General features: G+C 62.2%; 18 protein-coding genes and 3 pseudogenes. 10 read left to right on the forward strand and 11 right to left on the reverse strand.

The window, feature by feature from the left end:
* Positions 1-126, forward strand: a pseudogene (locus O7A61_RS11610) (IS481 family transposase); the annotation flags it as partial.
* Here the strand turns inward: O7A61_RS11610 and O7A61_RS11615 are convergent.
* The 3 genes from O7A61_RS11615 to O7A61_RS11625 form a co-directional block, all read right to left on the reverse strand.
* On the reverse strand, positions 123-1,163 hold the full coding sequence (locus O7A61_RS11615; protein ID WP_337129900.1) for a zinc-dependent alcohol dehydrogenase family protein: 1,041 nt from the start codon (positions 1,161-1,163) through the stop codon (positions 123-125). The pseudogene O7A61_RS11610 and the gene O7A61_RS11615 overlap by 4 nt on opposite strands.
* Positions 1,164-1,355: 192 nt before the next feature.
* Positions 1,356-2,006, reverse strand: a complete 651-nt coding sequence (maiA, locus tag O7A61_RS11620) for a maleylacetoacetate isomerase (RefSeq protein WP_337129901.1) — start codon at positions 2,004-2,006, stop codon at positions 1,356-1,358.
* Positions 2,003-2,701, reverse strand: a complete 699-nt coding sequence (locus tag O7A61_RS11625; RefSeq protein WP_337129902.1) for a fumarylacetoacetate hydrolase family protein — start codon at positions 2,699-2,701, stop codon at positions 2,003-2,005. Before O7A61_RS11625 ends, maiA begins: the two co-directional genes overlap by 4 nt.
* 220 nt (positions 2,702-2,921) lie before the next feature.
* Here O7A61_RS11625 and O7A61_RS11630 point away from each other — a divergent pair, with 220 nt between their 5' ends.
* Positions 2,922-3,605: a response regulator transcription factor gene (locus O7A61_RS11630; RefSeq protein WP_337129903.1), complete on the forward strand. Its 684-nt coding sequence runs from the start codon at positions 2,922-2,924 to the stop codon at positions 3,603-3,605.
* A 24-nt stretch (positions 3,606-3,629) separates the two neighbouring features.
* On the opposite strand, the gene O7A61_RS11635 is transcribed toward O7A61_RS11630, so the two are convergent.
* Positions 3,630-4,970, reverse strand: coding sequence for a hybrid sensor histidine kinase/response regulator (locus O7A61_RS11635; RefSeq protein ID WP_337129904.1), 1,341 nt, complete (start codon positions 4,968-4,970; stop codon positions 3,630-3,632).
* A gap of 10 nt (positions 4,971-4,980) precedes the next feature.
* The gene (locus O7A61_RS11640) at positions 4,981-6,117 is read right to left on the reverse strand and encodes an FIST signal transduction protein (RefSeq protein ID WP_027144038.1); all 1,137 of its coding nucleotides are present in this window, start codon (positions 6,115-6,117) and stop codon (positions 4,981-4,983) included.
* Between the two features lie 311 nt (positions 6,118-6,428).
* Between O7A61_RS11640 and O7A61_RS11645 the strand changes: the two genes are divergently transcribed.
* The 4 genes from O7A61_RS11645 to O7A61_RS11660 all read left to right on the forward strand — a co-directional run bounded on the left by O7A61_RS11645 (position 6,429) and on the right by O7A61_RS11660 (position 11,572).
* Positions 6,429-6,929, forward strand: a complete 501-nt coding sequence (locus O7A61_RS11645; protein WP_337129905.1) for a (2Fe-2S)-binding protein — start codon at positions 6,429-6,431, stop codon at positions 6,927-6,929.
* 98 nt (positions 6,930-7,027) lie between these two features.
* On the forward strand, positions 7,028-9,373 hold the full coding sequence (locus O7A61_RS11650) for a xanthine dehydrogenase family protein molybdopterin-binding subunit (RefSeq protein WP_337129906.1): 2,346 nt from the start codon (positions 7,028-7,030) through the stop codon (positions 9,371-9,373).
* 115 nt (positions 9,374-9,488) lie between these two features.
* Positions 9,489-10,286, forward strand: a complete 798-nt coding sequence (locus tag O7A61_RS11655; protein ID WP_337129907.1) for an FAD binding domain-containing protein — start codon at positions 9,489-9,491, stop codon at positions 10,284-10,286.
* 263 nt (positions 10,287-10,549) lie between these two features.
* The gene (locus O7A61_RS11660; protein WP_337129908.1) at positions 10,550-11,572 is read left to right on the forward strand and encodes an acyltransferase family protein; all 1,023 of its coding nucleotides are present in this window, start codon (positions 10,550-10,552) and stop codon (positions 11,570-11,572) included.
* A 22-nt stretch (positions 11,573-11,594) separates the two neighbouring features.
* Here O7A61_RS11660 and O7A61_RS11665 read toward each other — a convergent pair whose 3' ends face one another.
* Together O7A61_RS11665 and O7A61_RS11670 are read right to left on the reverse strand one after the other, a co-directional pair.
* Positions 11,595-12,083 (reverse strand): GNAT family N-acetyltransferase, encoded by a 489-nt coding sequence (locus tag O7A61_RS11665; RefSeq protein WP_337129909.1) that lies wholly within the window; start codon positions 12,081-12,083, stop codon positions 11,595-11,597.
* Positions 12,080-12,838 (reverse strand): copper homeostasis protein CutC, encoded by a 759-nt coding sequence (locus O7A61_RS11670; RefSeq protein ID WP_337129910.1) that lies wholly within the window; start codon positions 12,836-12,838, stop codon positions 12,080-12,082. The genes O7A61_RS11665 and O7A61_RS11670 overlap by 4 nt, the downstream gene beginning before the upstream one ends.
* Positions 12,839-13,041: 203 nt before the next feature.
* Between O7A61_RS11670 and O7A61_RS11675 the strand changes: the two are divergent.
* Both O7A61_RS11675 and O7A61_RS11680 read left to right on the forward strand, forming a co-directional pair.
* Positions 13,042-13,470: pseudogene (locus O7A61_RS11675) on the forward strand (SRPBCC family protein).
* 103 nt (positions 13,471-13,573) lie between these two features.
* Positions 13,574-14,028 (forward strand): annotated as a pseudogene (locus O7A61_RS11680) (carboxymuconolactone decarboxylase family protein).
* A 79-nt stretch (positions 14,029-14,107) separates the two neighbouring features.
* Here O7A61_RS11680 and O7A61_RS11685 read toward each other — a convergent pair.
* On the reverse strand, positions 14,108-14,539 hold the full coding sequence (locus O7A61_RS11685; RefSeq protein WP_337129911.1) for a cupin domain-containing protein: 432 nt from the start codon (positions 14,537-14,539) through the stop codon (positions 14,108-14,110).
* A 237-nt stretch (positions 14,540-14,776) separates the two neighbouring features.
* Here O7A61_RS11685 and O7A61_RS11690 point away from each other — a divergent pair, with 237 nt between their 5' ends.
* Together O7A61_RS11690 and O7A61_RS11695 are read left to right on the forward strand one after the other, a co-directional pair.
* Positions 14,777-16,258 carry a glucosamine inositolphosphorylceramide transferase family protein gene (locus tag O7A61_RS11690; protein ID WP_337129912.1) on the forward strand — a complete coding sequence of 494 codons (1,482 nt, stop codon included), beginning with the start codon at positions 14,777-14,779 and terminating at the stop codon, positions 16,256-16,258.
* 124 nt (positions 16,259-16,382) lie between these two features.
* Positions 16,383-17,357, forward strand: a complete 975-nt coding sequence (locus tag O7A61_RS11695; RefSeq protein WP_337129913.1) for a glycosyltransferase family 4 protein — start codon at positions 16,383-16,385, stop codon at positions 17,355-17,357.
* Here the strand turns inward: O7A61_RS11695 and asnB are convergent.
* The 3 genes from asnB to O7A61_RS11710 are packed head-to-tail and all read right to left on the reverse strand — an operon-like array spanning position 17,327 to position 21,817.
* The gene (gene asnB, locus O7A61_RS11700) at positions 17,327-19,255 is read right to left on the reverse strand and encodes an asparagine synthase (glutamine-hydrolyzing) (RefSeq protein WP_337129914.1); all 1,929 of its coding nucleotides are present in this window, start codon (positions 19,253-19,255) and stop codon (positions 17,327-17,329) included. The two genes, O7A61_RS11695 and asnB, sit on opposite strands and share 31 nt — an antisense overlap.
* 5 nt (positions 19,256-19,260) lie before the next feature.
* On the reverse strand, positions 19,261-20,523 hold the full coding sequence (locus tag O7A61_RS11705; RefSeq protein WP_337129915.1) for a glycosyltransferase family 4 protein: 1,263 nt from the start codon (positions 20,521-20,523) through the stop codon (positions 19,261-19,263).
* Positions 20,504-21,817, reverse strand: a complete 1,314-nt coding sequence (locus O7A61_RS11710) for a nucleotide sugar dehydrogenase (protein WP_027144026.1) — start codon at positions 21,815-21,817, stop codon at positions 20,504-20,506. Before O7A61_RS11710 ends, O7A61_RS11705 begins: the two co-directional genes overlap by 20 nt.
* Positions 21,818-21,895: the final 78 nt, after the last annotated feature.

Below are 21,895 nucleotides of genomic sequence, written 5' to 3' on the forward strand. Positions count from 1 at the left end.
GCCGCCGAGTTGCCCATATGGCTGCATCGGTACAATTGGCACCGTCCGCACGGGAGCCTAAAGTCCAAACCGCCAATCAGTCGCCTGGGCCTGACCAAGGACAACCTGTTGAGGCTCCACACCTAGAACTTCGTCACCACGCCGATGCCGATGCCCTCGAAACCGCCCATCGCCATCAAGGCTGCTGGCGCCTCGTCGAGGCTGATCTTCTTGCCGACCAGCAGTTCGGGCTTGAGCTTGCCGTGGCGGATCATCTCCATCATCGCGGGGTAGCGATAGGCCTGCATGCCGTGACTGCCGAGGATTTCGAGTTCGAAGGCGATCACCTTGTCCATCGGCACTTGCGGGCGGGCATGCTCGCCCAGCATCAGGCCGACCTGCACGTGACGGCCGCGCCGGCGCAGGTTGGCGATCGAGTTGAAGGACGTCGTGGGGTGGCCGAGCGCGTCCATCGACATGTGGGCGCCGCCATTGGTGATCTGCTTGACCGCCTTGACGACGTTCGGCGTCGTGGAGGCGTTGATGGTCGCCACGGCACCGATCTTTTTGGCGAAGTCCAGTTTCTCCTCGGTGAGATCGATGGCGATGACATTGGCGCCCATCGAACTGGCGATCATGATCGCCGACAGGCCGACGCCGCCGCAGCCATGCACCGCCACCCATTCGCCCGGCGTCACCCGGCCTTGGTCGACGATGGCGCGGAACGATGTGACGAAGCGGCACCCGAGGCTGGCGGCGGTGGCGAATTCCATTTCGTCGGGCAGGCGCACGAGATTGGTGTCGGCGTGTTCGATGGCGACATATTCGGCGAACGAGCCCCAGGCGTTGAAGCCAGGCTGAGACTGATGTTCGCAGACCTGATGATTGCCTGATGTGCATTCAAAGCAGTGGCCGCAACCGACGGCGAACGGCACGGTGACGCGTTCGCCCGCCTTCCAGCGGGTGACGTGCTTGCCGGCGGCGACGACGATTCCCGCCAGTTCATGGCCCGGCACGTGCGGCAGGCGGATATCGGCGTCATGGCCCATCCAGCCGTGCCAGTCGCTGCGGCACAGCCCGGTCGCCTCGACCTTGATGACGACGCCATCGGCAGCCGGCTTCGGATCGGGCACGGTCTGGATGGTCGGCGCTTCGCCGAATTTCTCGAAGACGACGGCTTTCATCGATCACTCCACCCCTGAGACTGCACTCACGTGGGAAACGATAGCCGATTCCCTGACCGGTCAAGCGGAAATCGATCCCGCGATGCCAACGGAGTGGGCGAATGGCGGTTCGCCATCTTCCTCCAGCACGTAGAGGCAGCCATACGCCTCGATATGGCCAGCGCCTTTGCCTCGTCGGCATCGGTGGCTTCTCTACTCGGCATCGATCTGGTTCTGTGGCGCGGCTTTCTGGAAGGCCGGCAGTGCCATGCAGCCGGCATTGATGCGCGAAATCGTCGGATAGGGCATCATATCGACGCCAAAGCGGGCATTGCTGGTGACTTGCGCGGCAAGGCAGATGTCGGCCAGCCCTGGCGTGTCGCCGTGACAGAACGCGCCGGTTTCGGGCGAAGCCGTCAGCAATTGCTCGAGTGGCGCAAAACCTTCATTGACCCAATGCCGGAACCAGTTGGCGACATCCTGGTCGCCGGCGCCGAACAGCGTGCGCAGCGAGGTCAGCACGCGCAGATTGTTTACCGGGTGAATGTCGCAGGCGATGATCTGCGCCAGCATTCTCACCCGTGCCCGGCTGGGCGGGTCTTTCGGCAATAGCGGAGGTTCAGGTATGGTCTCGTCGAGAAATTCGATGATCGCCAGCGATTGCGTCAGGAGCATGCCGTCGCTCCAGATCAGCGCCGGCACCAGCCCCTGCGGATTGACCGCGAGATAGGCCGCCTCCAGATGCTCGCCGTGACGCAGGTGATGCGGGATGTAGTCATACCCCACCCCCTTCATCTCCAGGGCGATCCGCACCCGATACGAGGTGGATGAGCGGAAGTAGTTGTGCAGGACAATCTTGCTCATGGCTTCGGCTGGCCGATGGTCACTTCGATCGTGCCGATGCCATCGACGCCGCCTGATATCGTTTCGCCCGGCTTGACCGCGCCGACACCGGCCGGCGTGCCGGTGAAGATCAGGTCCCCGGCCTGCAATTCCACGCCTTCGCTGCAGATCGAGACGATATCGGCGATCGGCCAAATCAGCTCGGCGAGGTCCGCATCTTGTTTCACCGCGCCGTCGATGGCGAGCCAGATACGGCCCTTCGCCGGGTGCCCGGATTTCCGCGCGGCAACCAGCGGGCCGCAAGGCGCGGAACGGTCGAACGCCTTCGACCAGTCCCAGGGCCGCGCCGCCTTCTTGGCGGCATCCTGCAGATCGCGGCGGGTGAGGTCGATGCCGACGCCATAGCCCCAGACATGGTCCAGCGCCTTGTCGCGGGAAATGCGAAAGCCCGATCTACCGATCGCCACCAACAGCTCGATCTCGAAGTGGAGATTTTCGGTCAGCGGTGGATAGGGGATATGAGTGCCGGAATCGACCACCGCGTCGGCCGGCTTGGTGAAGAAGAAAGGCGGATCGCGCTCGTCATTGCCGAATTCGCGCGCATGCGCCGCATAATTGCGGCCGACGCAGAAGATGCGCCGCACGGCAAAGCGTTCGCCGGATCCCGCAATGGCGACAGAAGGCGTTGGCGGGACGGGAAGGACAAAGGCGGTCATGGCGATCTCTGCGTATGATGGCGATACATTCGGCCGATTTCGGGGGTCGGGCAAGGCGTCGCTTTTCATAAAGCATGGGCTTTGCCGCGGCTGGATAAGGAATTCAGGGCTTCCGATCTTTTTGCTGCGATGAATCCCGTCAACAGGCGATAGACTATTTGCCAATAATCCGGCCATGGTCAGGAGACTATGGTGTACCCGGTAAACCGGAACGAGCCCTATGACCCCTCCCACCGATCGTGCCCGGTTTCTTATCATCGACGACCATCCGCTGTTTCGCGAGGCGCTGCACAGCGCCGTCCAAATGGCTTATCCCGAGGTAGACACGGTCGAAGCGCGATCGATCACCGAGGCGCTGGATCTGCTGGCCGATGCAAAGCCTTTCGACCTGGCGCTCCTCGACCTCAGCATGCCCGACGTGCACGGCTTCGACGGGTTGTTGCAGCTCAGGACCCGCTATCCGCGCCTGCCGGTGGTGATCGTGTCGGGCTATGAGGAGACGAGAATCATCTCCGAGGCCTTGTCCTACGGCGCTGCCGGCTTCATCCCGAAATCGGCGCGCAAGAGCGATCTGGCCGCGGCCATCCGCTCGGTGATGGACGGCGCGATCTATGTGCCGGAAACCTATCAGGGCCTGCCGCCGGGCGCCGACAGTACCGATCGCGCCGACATGCTCCAGCGCCTCTCCAAGCTGACGCCGCAGCAATTGCGCGTGCTGCAGATGCTGCGCCAGGGCCTGCTCAACAAGCAGATCGCCTACGAGCTGCAGGTCGGCGAGACCACGGTGAAGGCGCATGTCTCCGAGATCCTGCGCAAGCTCAACGTCTACAGCCGCACGCAAGCGGTGATCGAGGTGTCGAAGCTGGACAGTGCCGAGCTGTTTCGCGATCAGGCCGGTTTTTGAGCCATTAGTCCTCCGCTGGGTACTCTAAGCCAGCAAATGCGCCAGCAGCGCGCGCAGTTGCGCCGGCTTCAACGGCTTGCGCATCAGTTCGATGCCGCCGGCACGCGCTGCCTTGGCCACGGCTTCGGAACTGTCGGCGGTGACGATCAGCGCCGGCACGGCGCGGCCGAGATAGTCGCGGACTTCCGATATGGTGGCGGTGCCGAGGTCGCCGCCGTCGAGATGCTGGTCGGCGATGACGATGTCGGGCACCCAATCGGTATCGCCGAGCATGTCCAGCGCATCGTCGGTCGACGTCGCGGCCCGCACCAGGCATTGCCAGCGTTCGAGCAGGAAGGTCATGGCCTCCAGCACCTCGGCATCGTTCTCGACCAGCAGCACTTTGGTGCCGAACAGGCCGTAGCCGCGCGGTCGTTCCAGGCTGGCGGCGCTGGCGATGGCATCGGCCGGCGCGCCGAGGCCGACGGGGACATCGATGTGGAAGATGGTTCCGCGGCCAACCTTGGATGAAAACGTCACGGGGTGGCCGAGCGCGCCGGCCATGCGGCGCACGATGGCGAGCCCGAGCCCAAGCCCGCCGCCATCGAGTTCGGCGTTGGCCGGCGAGGTGCCGCGATGGAACTCCTCGAACACCGCTTCGCGCTGGTCCTCGGGAATGCCGCAGCCCGTGTCGGCGACATCGATGCGGATGGTGTCGCCGCGATGGCGTGTGCCGACGAGCACGCCGCCCGAACGGGTATAGCCCAGCGCGTTGGAGAGAATGTTCTGCAGGATGCGGCGCAGCAAGGTCCTGTCCGAGCGGACCACCGCATTGACCGGCCGGAATTTCAGCGACAGCGCCTTCAACTCCGCCACCGGCTGGAAATCCGAGCGCAGTGATGAGAACAACGCCTCCAGGCTGACATCGCCGATGTCGGGCTGGACCACGCCGGCGTCGAGCTTGGAAATGTCGAGCAAGGTGCGCAGCAGGTCTTCCATCGTCTCCAGCGAGCGCTCGACCTGCCGAACCAGTTTTTTTCCCTCTTCGCTGGTCTGCACCTCGGCGAGCGCCGAGACGGAGAGGTGGGCGGCGTTCAGCGGCTGCAGCACGTCGTGGCTGGCGGCGGCGAGGAACCTTGTCTTGGACAGGTTCGCCAGCTCGGCACTCTCCTTGGCGGCGCTGAGGTCGATGTTCGACTGTTCCAGCCTGCGCAAGGTCGAATGCAGTTCCTCGGTGCGCGTGCGCACCCGGTTTTCCAGCGAGATCGCGGTCTGGAACAACGAAAAGGCATTGCCTTGCTGGTCCATCGAGCGCTCGACGCGGCTGACCAGGGCGGCGTTGATCTTCTTCAGCCTGTCGAGATCGTTTATGTCCCTGAGCGGCATTTTGTTGCGCCTATTCAGCCGCTTGCCGGTCACCGAAGGCGATGCCGGTGAAAGTCTGGTTCAGGTGCATCGACCGATATTGCTCGCCGTAGGTGCCGAAGCCGATGACATTGTTGACCCTGTAGAGCTCCGAAATGTCGCGAAAGACCTGCCGGTTGCGCGCATCCAGCCGGCGCAGCACGCAGTCGAAGCCAAGAATCATATCGATACCGCCCAGCCTTTCCTTGACCTCGCGCAATGCCGCTCGTGTCGCTTCCACCATGTCCTCGGGCTGGGCGATCGACAGCACGACACCGTCGTCGATGGCGCAGAAGAACGACAGCGAGCCATCCGCGTGCATCTTCTGGATCGAGCGGCAGTAATATTCTCCGCCCACCTTCACCACCACGGGATGCGAGGCGAAGCTTAGCGGCGTCAGGGTCTGCGGGAGGATGCCGACGGAAGCGGCATATTCCTCCGCCGCATTGGTGGCGTTGAACTCCCGCACGATACGGTGATCCGGGTCGGACGCGGTCACCACCAGCTTTTCGTCGGTGGGAACGAAGTTGTCGGTCTTGAAGACGTGGAACGGAATTTCCGTGGCGATCAGCACGATGATGGCGCTGTCCGAAGTGACGGCACCGTTCGAGATCAGACGCGTCGTCTCGAATTTCAAATCGTCACCGGCCGAGCCGCCGAGCAGCGGTATGTCGTCAAGACCCCAGTGGATGGCCGAACTCACCGCTTCCTCGGCATAGGACAGCCCGTCGATGAAGCAGAGCGCGAAGGTGTTCCTGGTCTGCTCGCCGCCGGGCCGGGCGCGCAGCGTGCGCCGCAGGGCCTCGACCTCTTCGGTGATCCTGTCCATGCCCGATGTCGACAAATTGTCGACCATGGTGCTGACCGCCGTGAAGGACGCCGAGGGCAGCAGCATCGCCAGCATATGGCCTTCCTCGAGCCCCTGCGGCGTGATCTCGCCGGCGGTGGAACAGCCGGCATGGTGGAGCCCCGGCGCGCACGTCGTGAGCGCCTGCGAGAGGGTGCTTGCCTCGACTAGGCTTTGGGAAAAGAACACGAGGGCAAAGCCGGCATCGATGGCAGCGGCCTCGGCGGCTACCGCGCGTGCGAAGACGTCCGGGTCGGGCTCGTCCGTGGTCAGCGCCGACAACCCGCATGCGTAGCGCGTCAGTGAACTGGTCAGCGGCGTTCTCCCGCATTTCCTCCGACGCCTTCTTGTGCGCGGCTTTTCAAGTGCTTCTGGCGCGCGGGCGACGAAGGCATTCTTGCCGCCAGGAGGCGTTTTGGCAATGGGGCCGGGAAAATGCACTTTGGTCCCTTGGCCATGGCCGAAAGTACAATGATCCGACTTTTCCCTCGTGTTGTTTTTTGTGCGTTGTGCGGTGTACGACTAACGCATGGCCGAAGTGCCAGCGGCGCGTCGGCAACCTGATGACCAAGGTTGACACCCAGGGAGGGGCTATGTCGGACGTTTCGTTGATGGTGAACGGCAAGCGGATCGGCGGTGCCGTCGAGGATCGAACGCTGCTCGTCCATTTCCTGCGGGAGAATCTCGGCCTGACCGGCACCCATGTCGGTTGCGACACCTCGCAGTGCGGAGCCTGCGTCGTGCATGTCGACGGCAAGGCGGTCAAGTCCTGCACCATGCTCGCGGCCCAGGCGTCCGGATCGACCGTGGTTACGATCGAAGGCCTCGCCGACGGCGCCGACCTGCATCCAGTGCAGGCGGCCTTCAAGGAACATCATGGTCTGCAATGCGGCTTCTGCACGCCAGGCATGATCATGGCCGCAATCGACATGATCAACCGTCATCCCGAAGGCCTCGACGAGGCCACGGTTCGTGCAGAACTCGAAGGCAATATCTGCCGCTGCACCGGCTACCACAACATCGTGAAGGCGATCCTCGCCGCATCGAAGACGATGTCGAATGGGTCCAAGGACAAGGCGAAACAGGCGGCGTGAGAGAAGAGCGAGTAGTGAGTAGTCAGTAGTCGGTCTGAACCGGCGGCTATACTTACTGCTCACTGCTTCCTATTCACTTTTTCGGGAGGAATCTCTGCATGGGCATCGAAGGTGTTGGCGCTCGGGTCGCGCGCAAGGAAGACAAAAGGTTCATCACCGGCGCCGGCCGCTATGTCGATGACATGGTGGTGCCCGGCATGAAGCATGCAGCCTTCGTGCGCAGCCCGCACGCGCATGCGCAGATCAAGAAGATCGACGTGAAAACGGCTCAAGGCATGCCGGGCGTTATTGGCGTGCTGACCGGCAAGGAGCTCAAGGCCGATGGTATCGGCAACCTCATCTGCGGCTGGATGATTCATTCCAAGGACGGTTCGCCCATGAAGATGGGCGCATGGTCGCCGCTGGCCGTCGACAAGGTCCGTTATGTCGGCGATGCGGTCGTGGTGGTGGTGGCCGAAACCAAGGGCCAGGCACGCGATGCGGCCGAGGCGGTCGACATCACCTACAAGGAACTGAAGGCCGTCGTCGACGCGACCAAGGCGCTCGAAAAGGGCGCGCCGCAGGTCCATGCCGAGGCCGAGAACAACCTGATCTTCGACTGGGAGATCGGCGATGCCGAGGCGACCGATACCGCCGTCAAGGCGGCGGCGCATGTCACCCGCATGAAGATCGTCAATAACCGGCTGGTGCCGAACGCGATGGAGCCGCGCGCGGCTCTTGGCCATTACGACAAGGCCGAGGATCGCTATACCTGCTGGACGACATCGCAGAACCCGCATGTCGCGCGGCTGGTGATGAGCGCCTTCTACAACGTCGCACCCGAAAACAAGCTGCGCGTGATCGCGCCGGATGTCGGCGGCGGCTTCGGCTCCAAGATCTATATCTACCCGGAAGAGATCGTCTGCCTGTGGGCCTCGAAGAAGACCGGCGTGCCGGTCAAATGGGTCGCCGATCGCACCGAAAGCTTCCTCACCGACGCGCATGGCCGCGACCACGTCTCGACCGTGGAAATGGCTTTCGACAAGAACAACAGGATCACCGGGCTGAAGGTGGACACCATCGCCAATCTCGGCGCCTACATGTCGCTGTTCTCGTCCTGTGTGCCGACCTATCTCTACGCGACACTGCTGTCAGGGCAGTACGACATCCCGGCCATTCACGCCAATGTACGCACCGTCTACACCAACACGGCACCTGTCGATGCCTATCGCGGGGCAGGGCGGCCAGAAGCCACCTATCTTCTGGAGCGCACCATGGAAGCCGCTGCACGCGAACTCGGCGTGTCTCCGGCCGAGCTGCGGCGCCTGAACTTCATCACGACCTTCCCGCACCAGACACCGGTGATCATGAACTATGACGCCGGCGACTATGCGACCTCGCTCGACGCGGCCATGAAGACCGCCGATTATGCCGGCTTTGGCAAGCGCAAGGCGGACGCGGCCAAAAAGGGCAAGCTGCGCGGCATCGGCATGAGCTGTTACATCGAGGCCTGTGGCCTCGCCCCGTCGGCCGCGGTCGGCTCGCTTGGCGCCGGCGTCGGCCTGTGGGAATCGGCTGAGGTAAGGGTCAATGCCGTCGGCACCATCGAGGTGCTGACGGGGTCGCACAGCCATGGCCAGGGGCACGAGACGACCTTCGCGCAACTGGTCAACCAGCGTTTTGGGGTGCCGATCGATTCGGTGTCGATCGTCCACGGCGACACCGACAAGGTGCAGATGGGCATGGGCACTTACGGCTCGCGCTCGGGCGCGGTCGGCATGTCGGCGATCGCCAAGGCGCTCGACAAGGTCGAGGCCAAGGCCAAGAAGATCGCCGCGCACCTGCTCGAAGCCGACGAGGGCGACATCGTCATCGAGAATGGCGAAGTCAAGGTCGCCGGTACCGACAAGAGCCTGCCGTGGTTCCAAGTGGCTTTGGCCGCCTATACCGCGCACAATTTGCCGGCCGGCATGGAACCAGGACTGAAGGAAACGGCGTTCTACGATCCGGCGAACTTCACCTTCCCGGCGGGCTGCTACATCTGCGAGGTCGAGATCGATCCGGAAACCGGAACGACCGAGATCGTCCAGTTCGTGGCGGCGGACGATTTCGGCAACATCATCAATCCGATGATCGTCGAAGGCCAGGTGCATGGCGGCATTGCCCAGGGCGTTGGCCAGGCGCTGCTGGAAGGCGCTCACTACGACGCCAGCGGGCAGCTGCTGACGGCGAGCTACATGGACTATACCATGCCGCGTGCCGGCGACCTGCCGTCGTTCAAGGTCTCGACGTCGAACACGCCATGTCCGAGCAATCCGCTCGGCATCAAAGGCTGCGGCGAGGCCGGCGCCATCGGTTCGCCGCCGGCGGTGATCAATGCCATCACCGACGCCATCGGCATCGCCGATATCGCCATGCCGGCCACACCGTCGACCGTGTGGGCCGCGATCCGCGCCGCGAAATGAGTGAGTAGGGAGTAGTGAGTAGCGAAAAAGGGCACCTTGTCCAGCTCCGGCGGCGGCGTTCCCACTACTGACTACTGACTACTCACTACTGCCTGACCACTTAGGGGAGGATCCCATGTACGCAGTCAACTATCACCGTGCCGCCTCGGTCACTGAAGCCGCCAAGCTCGTGAAAAGCGGCGACGCCAAGCTGCTGTCGGGCGGCATGACCTTGATCCCCGCCATGAAGACGCGGCTGGCGGCCCCTTCCGACCTGGTCGACCTGTCACGCATCAAGGACCTGCAGGGCGTCAAGGTGTCAGGCAAGACGGTCACGATCGGCGCCGCCGCCACGCATTTCGACGTCGCCAATGACGAGAAGCTGCGCAAGGCCTGCCCGGCGCTTGCCCATCTGGCGTCGCTGATCGGCGATCCGGCGGTACGCCACAAAGGCACGATCGGCGGTTCGATCGCCAACAACGATCCGGCGGCGGATTATCCGGCCGCACTTCTGGCGCTGGGCGCCACCATCATCACCAACAAGCGCGAAATATCAGCCGACAAGTTCTTCAAGGGGCTGTTCGAGACGGCCTTGAAGGATGGCGAGATCGTCACGGCGGTCTCCTTCACGGCGCCGGCAAAGGCTGCGTACGAAAAATTCCGCAACCCGGCCTCGCGCTACGCGATCGTCGGCGTGTTCGTGGCCAAGGGCAAGGATGGCGTCAGCGTTGCCGTCACCGGCGCCGGCGATGACGGCGTCTTCCGCTCGAAGGAGATCGAGGCGGCACTTGCCAAGAGCTTCGATGCCACTTCGCTCAATGGCGTGAAAGTGCCGGCGAAAAACCTGATGAGCGACATCCACGCTTCCGCCGACTACCGCGCCAACCTGATCGCGGTCATGGCCAAGCGCGCGGTGGCGGCAGCCAACGCCTGACACAAGATCGATTGCGGACAAGGAAAGGGCCGTCACGGCCCCTTTTTCGTTCCTGGCGCCTGTAGCTGCCCGGTTCCCGGCCGCCGCATCCCCATGTTTGGTTGAAACGATTCTGACCCATGCCTGCCCGGGAATGCACCGGCGCCAATCTCGCACTTGCACAAACTTATATTGCACTGCAGTATGGGGCGGGCGGAGAATGCGAGCCGGGTTCGGAATGCGTGCAGCCGTGCCCTTTCGCATATCAATGCGAAGGGATCGGCATGTCCGAAATTTCCGCGACCCATTTGGTTCTGTCCCAAACGATCGTCAACCGATCGGCGAGGACAAGGCTGGCCTATCTCGACGGCTGGCGCGGTCTGTCGATCGCCCTGGTGCTGATTGGGCATTTTTTTCCCGTTCCCGGAATCAATCTGGGCGTTCTGGGCGTCGAATTCTTCTTCGTGCTCAGCGGCCGGCTGATGGCCGAAATCCTGTTCATCGAACGCTATCCGCTGAAGAAATTCTTCAAACGCCGCTTCTCGCGCATCTATCCGGCGCTTCTGGTCTTTGTCGTCGTCGCCATGATCGCGCTCTCAGGCACGTTCATCGTCTTCAAATGGAAGGCGGCCCTGACGGCGCTGACATTCACCTACAACTATGCCGGAATTCTCCTGAACCGGGCCGGCGCACTCGACCACATCTGGTCGCTCTGTATCGAAGAGCATGCCTACATCATCCTGGCGGCGATCAGCGCAATCGTTGGCAGCCGCAGCCGTGTCGTCCCGCTGCTGCTGGTCCTGGCCTTGCTGGCCATGGCCAATGGCGCGGTTTCCTACTGGTTCCTGCACATGGATTATGAAGCCACGTACTGGCGCACCGATGTGCACATCGCCTCGATCCTGCTGTCGGCCGCGGTCTGCCTGCTCAAGGCCGACGGCAAGCTGCCGGCCTTGTTGAAGGGGCCCTATGTCGCCGTTGCGGCGGCCGTTGGCGCGGTTTTCCTGTTCATGGATTCAGTACCGACACCGATCCACTACCTGGTCGCGGTGCCATTGCTGGCGACTGCTATCAATGCGCTGGATTTCAGCACGCGGTTCTTGTCCGGATGGCTGTCATCCCTGCCGATGACGACACTGGGTCTGTGGTCGTATTCGCTCTATCTGTGGCAGCAGCCCTTCTACAAATTCGTCTACGAGCAGGGCAGCAATCCATGGCCGATGCTGGCCGGGGTTTTCGCCTGCGCGCTCTGCAGCTACTACCTCATCGAGCGCCCAGCGCGCGAATGGCTCAACCGCAATTGGTGAATGAGCGCCGAGCGCCATCGGATCAGGCGGCGATCTGCCTGACATAATAGCGCACCGCCTTCTTGCCGCCATGGATCACCGCGTCGCCGACTTCGGCGAAGCCGAGAGCGGCGTGGAAGGCATCCGAGGCGGGGTTGGGCGGGTCGGTGTTGACCTCGCAGGTGACCAGTGTGTGGCCGGCGCTCTCCGCCTGGTCGAACAGGTCCCGATAGAGCCGGCGAGCATGGCCGCGGCCTCTTGCGTGCGCCGCCACGACGACGCGGTCGACATAGATGAAGCGCTCGTAGCGCTCGCGGAACCAGACGAAGTTCGGACTGTCGTAATTCGCATCCTGGTCGAAGGTCATGATGAAGGCTTCGAGATCGCCGATGCGGCGGGCATAGAAGGACTCGCCGAGCAGGAAGGACAGCCGTTCGGCTTCGAGCCACGACAATTCGGCGGCGTGCTCGTTGTTGAGCGCCAGTATGGCGGCTTCGTCGTCCTGCGCTATGCGGTCTATGGGAGAGGTCATGCCTTGGCCGCCGCGATTGTCGCCGCCACCAGCGGTGTGTCGGTCAGTGTGTTGCGATACTCGCGGTCGAGATCGGACCCGCCCATGCCGACCTTCGGATTGCGGTAGCGCATGGCGCTCGGCACGTCCTTGAGGGCGGCGAAGTGCATTTCGGCCAGGCCGGTCCTTGCGCGCACCTCGGCAATGTTGCCGAGATCGAGCCCGCCGCAGCCGAGAATGATGATCCGGTCGCCGGCCTCACGCACCAGCTCTTCCAGCAACGGCAAGCCCTCGATCGCCGTGTCGCGCTGGCCGCTGGTCAGCACGCGGCCGACCTTGCAGCGGATCAGCGCTTCCAGTGCCTCGGCCGGATCGCGCGTCATGTCGAAGGCGCGGTGGCAGGTGACGTTCAAGGGCCCTGCGGCCTCGGTCAGTTCGCCCATTCGCTTCTCATCGATGGTGCCGTCGGCGTTCAGGCAGCCGAACACCACGCCGGGCACACCGAGCTCGCGGAGCGCGGTGACGTCGGCCAGCATCGAGCGGTATTCAGTCTCGCTGTAGAGAAAATCGCCACCGCGTGGCCGCACCATGACGTGGAACGGGACGGTCGCCTGATCGAGCGTGGCGTGCACAGTGCCAAGGCTCGGCGTGATGCCGCCCTCGACCAGACTGGCGCAGAGTTCGACCCGGTCGGCGCCGGCGGCCTGCGCGGCGAGCAGGCCATCTATGCCTTCGACACAGATTTCGATCAGCGGCGGGCGAGTTTCCACGGTCACGGGGCAATCCAGTTCATGATGTCGTGGAGAGGCCTAGCACCAGGACGGCTGACGCGAAAGCGTGAACCCTATGCCGCCATTTGGACCAGATAGCAGATTCCTTTCTTGACAATCGCATAACCGCATGGTTATGAGTAATGTATAGCTGACGGGTTATTGATTGCGCGTGCGTGGCACGACGACAACAACGAGAGGAGCAAGGCATGACGGAAACCAAATCGATTGTCGTCGAAAGGCTGATTCCATATTCGGCGGAAAAGATATGGCGGGCACTGACCGTGCCAGCGCTCGTCGGCGAATGGCTCATGCAGAATGACTTCGCTGCGCAAGAGGGGCATCGCTTCACACTGCGTGCGACACCAGTTCCTGGATGGTCCGGCGTGACGAACTGCGTGGTGCTGAAAGTCGAGGCGCCGCGGCTGCTGGCCTACAGTTGGGGCGATGGGACGGAATCGGACAGCGGGTTGAAAACCGTGGTGACCTGATCACTGACGCCCGAGGGTGTGGCGACCCGGGTGCGAATGGAGCAGTCGGGATTCCGGCCGGCCGACGAGCGTGGCTATATCGGCATGGGAAGCGGCTGGCCGCGCATTCTCGAACGGCTCGAACAGGTTACCGCAACACAGGCCTGATCCACGGCAGGCAGCCAACAGTTTTATCAAGTTCGAATCCTGGATGCGAGGCGTCCGGGCCGGGAAAACACGCCCGGAGAAACAATTCAAAAGGAGAAGGATCATGCAAGCAAGGATCAAGAACCCGGTGATGCTCATCCCCGGTTCGGTGCAGGCGCTGCTGGCGCTGGACAAGTCGACCGAGGCGGCCGACGTGCCTATGTGACGCGCAAGCTCATTCGTCTGCGCGCCAGCCAGATCAATAATTGCAGCGTCTGCGTCGACATGCATGCGCGCGAATTGAAGAAGGCCGGAGAAAAGGACGAGCGCATCTTTGCGCTGGCGGCCTGGCGGGAGACGCCGTATTTCACCGACGCCGAGCGCGCGGCATTGGCGCTGGCAGAAGCCGGCACCAGGCTCGCCGACCGGCCGGACGCAGTGCCGGACGATGTCTGGGACGAAGTGGCCCGGCATTATGACGAGAAGGCGCTTGCCGCACTGGTCATCCATATCGCCCTGATCAACGCCTTCAATAGGCTGAACGCAACGACCCGGCAGCCGGTTGGCGCCTGGGGCTAGGCGCCTGGTTCGAATGGTCCGCGCGAGGGCGGGCGAGGTATTGCCTTCCCGCCCTCGGGCGCGGGCATAGTCTTGGTGGCTACTGGCGCAATTCCGTGTTCTTGGCGCCTTCCTCGACCTGATCGATCACCAGGAGCTTGACCGGCCCATCACCAATATTGGTGGCCTGATGCCATTGGCCGATCATCTCGATGATGAAATCACCTGTCTTGTGGACGTTGCTGTTGCCGGTCTCGACGTTGGTGACCTTCAATGTTCCGGCCTCGACATAAGCGTAGCGCGGGAAGGGATGGCGATGGACCGGCAAGGTCGCGCCGGGCCTGATGTCATAGGTCGAGACCAGCACCTGCACGTTCTTCTGCGGCAGCGTGATCGGCTGACCTGATGCAGTGGTCGTGCGTGATGCGAGTGGCGTCACGACGACGGGGGTTCCGCTGCTGTCCAATGCCAGGGCACAATTTGCATAAAGTGCAGCCGCGGCCAGCAGTACCGCTATCAGGACTTTCCGCATGATTTCTCCACTGCCGCAGCATTGCTCGGGAGACTTCCATGCGCAAGCCTGCTGGTGAGACCGTCGGAATGGCTCGACCCATTTGCCACCTGGCACCGAGTGAGAAAGCCATGCTGTCGCACGTCTCAGTGGTCGGCAGAAGGCACACCGCCGAACACACCTTACCGAGCCCGCGGTATTAAGCCGAACTTAGCAACTGGTTCTCATAGTCTCTCGACCTTCGCTGACGGAATCCCGATGAGCAGAATTGATATACTTGTTTCTGATGACAATGTGTGTTCGGTGCACATGCTTGTCGCCAAGCGGCTGGCCGAGAAAGGTCATGACGTTGCGCTGGTCGGCGTTGCGGCGCCCGGGGTACAATGGCCGCTTGGCTATATTCTGCGCCTTGAGCGCAAGGCAGTGCAGATTCGGGGCCATGACCTTCTTGAACCTGTCGAGGGCGTGGAACTGTCTCGGTCCCGGCCTGACGCTGAACTGCGTATCGATCTGACCGGCGTCATGCTGCCTATTGCCTCTCCCGGCCTTCGCCCGGGCTTCGCGGGCTCCGCGTCAATTGCCGAAGCAGCCCGGGTGTTGATGGCCGGCGGCCTTCCCGATATCGAAATCATTCTGGATGGTGAACGCATCGCGCGCGCGGCCCCCATGGTCGACAGCCGGCTTTCGATCCTTCGCGGGCTCAATGACATTCTGGCGCGCATGTGCACACTGCTGGTGGATACGACGGATCATTTCCTCAAGGGCCACAAGGCCCGATCCGAACCGACAGGGGGCGCGCGTCAGTGTCCAACCAATGGACAGCTGATCGGTACCTACCTTCTTTCAACCATACCCCGGCAAACAGCAGGGGCCGCCAGGCGCTTGGGGTTCCGCCTCAATCGTTGGCGGGTGAGCTACCGGTTTCACAATGGTCAGACCGTCGCGGCCACGGGTCTCCTGGCCGGAGAACCTTGGATCGATCTGCCCGATGATGGCGATCGTTTCTATGCTGATCCGTTTCCGTTCGAATGGCAGGGGCGATATTTCATATTCATTGAAGACTTTTGCCATGCCAGTACCAAAGCGGTGATTTCCGTGACCGAGGTCTTCCGAGACGGCGCTCCAACCGTGCCGCGTGTGGTGATCGAGGAACCCTATCACCTGTCCTATCCGCAAGTGTTCAGTCATGGCGGCCAGATCTGGATGCTTCCCGAGGGCGGTTCGGGTGGAGATCTGGTTCTATACCGGGCTGAGTCGTTCCCGGACCGGTGGGTTCGGCACTCGGTCCTGATTCCGGATCGCGAACTTTTCGATGCGACCTTGCTGGAGCATGGCGGCAAGCTTTGGCTGTTCGCGACCGAACGCGACGGCTACGGCAGCGCCTCGGATACGCTCGTGGTCTATTATGCGCAGGCCCTGGAGGGACCATGGTTCCCGCACCGGAGCAATCCGGTGAGAATCGATCGCGCCGCAGCCCGGCCCGGAGGCTGTTTTGTGCGTATGGGCGATCGCATCATATTGCCATTGCAGAACGGCACGGACAATTATGGCGGCGGGCTCGGACTTGCCGACCTTGTTGAGTTGGACGAGACGAAGGTGCGTTTGACCTTACCAGTGCCCATTCTTGCTTCGGCAAAGAGACCTTATCCGATGATCCATACTCTCAACAGCAGCGATCATCTTGAAGTCATCGACTGTCGTGCACCCGCGCCCAGGTCGGCGCTTCGAAGGGTTGTGTGACCTTTTGGATCGAATACGGGTCCTTTGTGTAGTTCCGCGGGGCCTGAAAGGCCGTGGCGGGATCGAGACGCTGTTTTCTCACGTTGATGAACAGCTTCGTTCGACGGCCGGCAGTGCGATCGAGATGGATTTCCTGGCCTCGCGTGGCGACGCGTCCGGTGTCGGTTGGCTGGCACATTTCCCGTTCGCATTGATCCGCTATGGCTGGCTGCTGGCAACCCGCCGGTATGACATCGTCCACCTCAACACCGCGACGAATGCATCGTCGTGGAGGAAATGGGTCATGCAGTCCATGGCGCGATTGGCCGGCGCGGCCACGGTCGTCCACTTTCATGGCTCGGCCTTTCCCAAGCCCGGAGATGCGCGACGCGGCTGGGTCCGTGTCTTGCGCCTTGTCTTTGAGCGAGCCGACGCCATCATCGTGCTTGGCGATTACTGGCGAGACTTCGTCGCCCACTTTTATCACATGCCGCCGGATCGCTTCGACGTCGTGGCCAATGGCGTCGCCGATTTCGCTTTTGATGCACCGCAACCGCGCGAGGAGAATGCGCCCGTTCGACTGTTGTTTGCCGGCAACCTCACCGAGGCCAAAGGCGCTGGGGTATTGCTTCAGGCACTTGCGCTGCTGCCGAAGGATCTGCCGCAATGGCGCGCGACCTTCGCGGGTGCCGGCGATGTCGCCGCCTTCCGCGACCGCGCCATAAGTTCAGGGCTTTTCGGCCAGGTGGAATTCACCGGCTGGCTGGCGCTCGAGACGATCCTGCCGCTCTATCGGCAGGCCGATATCGTCGTCCTGCCGTCACGCAATGAGGTCTTGCCGGTTTGCCTGTTGGAGGGTGCGTGTGCGGGCGCAGCCCTGGTCGCGACATCGGTCGGCTCGGTGCCCGACGTATTGAGGGAAGGTCGGAACGGTCTAAGCGTGAAGCCGGACGATGCGGAAGAGCTTGCGCATGCCCTTGCGCAATTGATTGAAAACGGCGCGCGCCGCGAAGCGTTTCGAACCGCGTCGCGCGATATCTATAACGCGCGTTTCCGCCTCGAAACCATGATCGAAGGTCTTCAGGGAGCCTATCGGAAGGCGCTGGCGACCCGTCGCTGAGCGGCTTGCGGCTGTTCAGCATCAAGCGTCGGCCGGAACACCCGGAAGAACTGCTCCAGATTGGCAAGCGCCCACAGTATCTTCTCGTGATTGTGAGCGCCACCCAGGTGCTCGCTCATCAGTCGATCTATCTCGCGCGCATTGCAGACATTGCGCACTGTGGCGCTGTCACTCTGCAGCAGATCTCGAAGCTGATCCGACATGCCGGTACGGAACCATTGCTCGACAGGTACCCGGAAGCCGACCTTCTTGCGCTCCAGGATCTGGCGGGGAAGCAATTGCGCTGCAAGCGATCGCAGCACGCGCTTGCCCTTTGGCGCGCCGGTCAGGAAAGCATCGGGAAATTGGGCGACGAGTTCGGCCAGGCCGACATCCATGAATGGCATGCGTCCTTCGATCGACCCCGCCATCATCATGCGATCGCCGCGCTCGAGAAGATTGTCCGGCAGCCATGACGTCTGATCGAAATGCAGCATGCGTTTGAGCGGGCTGATTTCGCCATCGGTCGTGAACGGCAGCGGATCGAGATCGCGCGATTGGGGCGGACCGGAATAGAGCGCCTCGGCTTGTCCGCCGTCTGCTCCGCCGAACCAGGCCACCATACGGGCCTGTGCATCGCGAATGCCGGCGACGCCGGCCAAGATCTTCAGTCGCCGCGCCGCATAGGGCAGGGCGCGTGCGCCAGGACCCACAAGGGCTTCGTGCAAGCCGCCCGGCACCAGACTCTGGTACATGGAAACCCACGGCTCGGCGCGATGCTTGGGATAGCCTCCCAAGAGCTCGTCGGCGCCTTCGCCGGTAAGCACCATCTTGACGGTGCGGCTCGCCAGCCGTGACAAAAGCAGAACCGGCAGGTCCGACGGCTCGGATACCGGCGCGCCCCGCCGCAGCACCGCCTCCTCCCACACCGACGTGAACGCATCCATGTTCACGACGAGCTCACTGTGGTCGCTGCCGAAGGTGTCGGCGACTTGCCTGGCATAGGGTAATTCGGAGGAGCCGGGCACATCGAACCCTACTGAATAGGTCGCCACGGGCTTGCCCATGTGACGGCTCATCAGCGCAACGATCATCGAGGAATCGAGCCCGCCGGAAAGATATGCGCCAAACGGCGCATCCGAGCGCAGTCTGAGCCGTACCGCCTCATCAAGCTTCTCGCCAAAAAGCCTCACCGCCTCGTCGAAGCTTTCGACGGTGGGCGACGTGCGCGAAAAAGGCGTCGTGAAATAGCGCTCCGCACGGATGTTGGCGCCATCGACCACCATGAAGGTTCCTGGCGGAACCTTGGAGATGCCGCGAAAGAACGTGGCCGGTCCAGGGACATAGCGATAGCTGAGAAATTCGCGCAGCGAATCCTGATCCAGACGGTCGTCGACACCTGGAAAATGGCGCAGCGAATCGATTTCGGAGGCGAAGGCGTGGAAGCCGCCCCCGGAAGCCAGGAAGAGCGGTTTCTTGCCGAAAGGATCGCGCGCGGCACAGAGGCGGCCGGTTTCGCTGTCCCAAAGCAGAAAGGCAAACATGCCGTTGAGGCGCGGCAGGCAGTCGTCGCCCCAGGCGCGCCAGGCCTCGATCACGACTTCGGTGTCGCCTTGCGTGGCAAAGCGATGTCCGCGTTCCATGAGTTCGGCGCGCAATTCGATATAATTGTAGACCTCGCCATTGTAGACGATGACATATCGGCCGTCATGCGAATGCATCGGCTGCGGGCTGCCTTCGATATCAAGGATCGACAGCCGACGATGACCGAGTCCGGCCTGCCACTCGCCATCCGGGCTCCGCATGATCAATGTTCCGCGCCCGTCCGGACCGCGATGGGCCAGCCGATCCGTGGCCCCATCCAGCGTTTCGGCGAGAGGCAAGCGTGATCGGGCGTGGAACCCAAAAATTCCGCACATCGCGGCTAGCCCTGACCGCTGCACATGGCCGGGTCGGACCCCGAACTTGGCTTCTGGATTTGGCTCCTGGAAGGCGTGCCGAACAAGGCGTCATAGGCGGCCAGCAACTTCGGACTCTCGTGGCTCCAGGCGAGTTCCTTGCGTACCCGCTCACGGCCTAACGCGCCCATGGTCGCGCGGCGCTCGCTGTCGTCGAGGAGTTCGGCGATTTTGTCGCCGAAGTCGGTCGGCTCCGTACAGGTTGCGTAGAGCGAGGCGCCTTGCGCCGAAAAGCGGCCTTCCCGCAGGTCGTATTGCACGATCGGTTTGCCAAGCGCCATATATTCCATGATCTTGTTCATGGTCGATTTGTCGTTCATCGCCGTGGGCCGGTCGGGATTGACACAGACATCGGCTGTCGAGAGCGCGGAAAACAGAATCTCGTCCGGGCAGCGACCCGTATAGGTGACGTACTCGCCGAGCCCGCGCGCGACTGTATCCGCCTTGATGGCATCAAGCTCGGGACCGCCGCCGCAGATCACGAACTGAATATCCTGGCGCCTTTTGGCATTCACCAGGTGGTCGACCGAGTCGAGCAGAAGGTCGAGCCCTTCCTGTTTGCCGATGACGCCGACATAGCCGACGACGAAGCGGCGACCATTGCGCCATTTCGGATCGGGCGCAACCTCTCTGACCCGGTCCAGATTCGGGCCAGAACGCACGATGTGCACCTTCTCGGGGGGCATGCCCCCCCGTCTGATGGCGATGTCGCGGTAGCTTTCATTGGTGGCGATCGAGACATTAGCGGTTCGGAACGAAAGCCGCTCCAGCCAGACCATGAATTTCCAGCCGATGCCGCGCTTGCCGAACTTGGCCTCGTAGAGTTCTGGATTGATGTCGTGATGGTCGAACAGGAACTTCTTGCCGAACAACTTGTAGAACCCGCCGATGAGGAAAATCGTATCTGGTGGGTTGCAGGCATGGATCGCGTCGAAACCGTGCTGCCGCGCCACTTTGAGTGACAGCAGGAACTCCCAAAACAACGCGGTGCTGTACTCCAGCACGTAGCCAAGGAAGCCCTCGGCGTCGAGCGGCAGCGAGTGGCGATAGATATGGACGCCGTCGATCACCTCGTAGGGCGCCGTCGCGCCCTTGCCTTTCGGGCAGATCACCGACACTTGATAGCCGGCTTTCACCAGCGTGGTTGCCTCTGACCAGACGCGGCGGTCGAAGGGGACAGGCAGGTTTTCGACGATGATGAGGATGCGCTTACCAGTTGATGCCGTCATAGGTCCCCGCAAACCGGTTCGTGTTCGGCAGCCTGGCCATGTCGAGAAGCGTCTGGTCTGCATTCATCTTGTCAACCACAGTTTCATATTCGGGCGAACGACTGGTGGCCACGACAACGTCCGAATGCATCACCATCTCGTCGAGCGAGGGGACCATCAGCTGCGTAACGTGCGGGATCGCGTTCATTAGGTATGTTTTGTTGGCGCCCATCAGCTTTGCCAACGACACGTTCGGGTCAAAAATGCGGATGTCGCAGCCCTTCCCGACAAGCCGCTCGATAAGTTCCAGATAGGGGCTTTCGCGCAAATCGTCGGTGCCTGCCTTGAAGGAGAAGCCGAGGAAGCCGATTTTGCGCTTGCCATAGCTCAGCAAGCGGTCCAGTGCGCGCTCGACCTGCTGCTTGTTCGACGGCAGCAGGGATTTAAGCAGCGGTGCTTCCACATCGTTCTGGATCGCGTAGGCGTTGATCGCACGTACGTCCTTCGGCAAGCAGGAGCCGCCGAACGCAAAGCCGGGCAGAAGATAGGCATTCGAGATATTCAGCTTGGTGTCGGCGAAGAACACCTCCATCAGCTCATGGCTGTCAACGCCCGCCGCCTTGCAGATATTGCCGATTTCGTTGCCGAAGGCGACCTTAAGCGCATGCCAGGTGTTGTCTGTGTATTTGACCAGTTCAGCCAACCGGGGCTCTGTGACGACAACGCGGCCAGGCAGGCCTGCGTAGAGCTCCAACAGCCGATCCCGGGTTATCTCATCGTCAACGCCGATCACGGTCTTGGCTGGATTATTGAAATCGGCGACCGCCGATCCCTCGCGCATGAATTCGGGGTTTGAGGCCACGCCGAACGTTTCGCCCAGTTTCCTTGATGCAGTTGCCTGCAGCGCCGGAATGACGATGTCGGACAACGTCCCCGGCAGCACGGTCGAGCGAACGACGACCGAGTGATAGTCCGCCTTTCTGGAAAGAGACGATCCGATTTGGCGCGATACCGCCTGAACCGCCGACAGATCCAGTGAGCCGTTGGGGCGTGAGGGCGTGCCGACGCAAAGCAACGACAAGTCGCTGTTCATCACGGCTTCCTCGGTCGAGGATGAGGCCTTTAGACGACCCGACGCGACATTGGCAGCGACAAGTTCGCCGACATCTTTCTCGATGATAGGGCTTCGGCCACTGTTTATGAGATCGACCTTGGCCTCGCTGACGTCGCAGCCGATGACGTCATGCCCGCGCTCGGCCAGGCACGCAGCACAAACAGTACCGACATATCCCAACCCGAAGATGGAAACCTTCATAGCTCGCCCGTCCTGTTCTTTCTTTCGAAAGGCGGATCGAGCCACCTTCACGCTTGTTTTCGAAGAACATAAAAAAGA

Origin of the sequence: Mesorhizobium sp. Cs1321R2N1, assembly GCF_037179725.1 — a bacterium.
Classification (GTDB): domain Bacteria; phylum Pseudomonadota; class Alphaproteobacteria; order Rhizobiales; family Rhizobiaceae; genus Mesorhizobium; species Mesorhizobium salmacidum.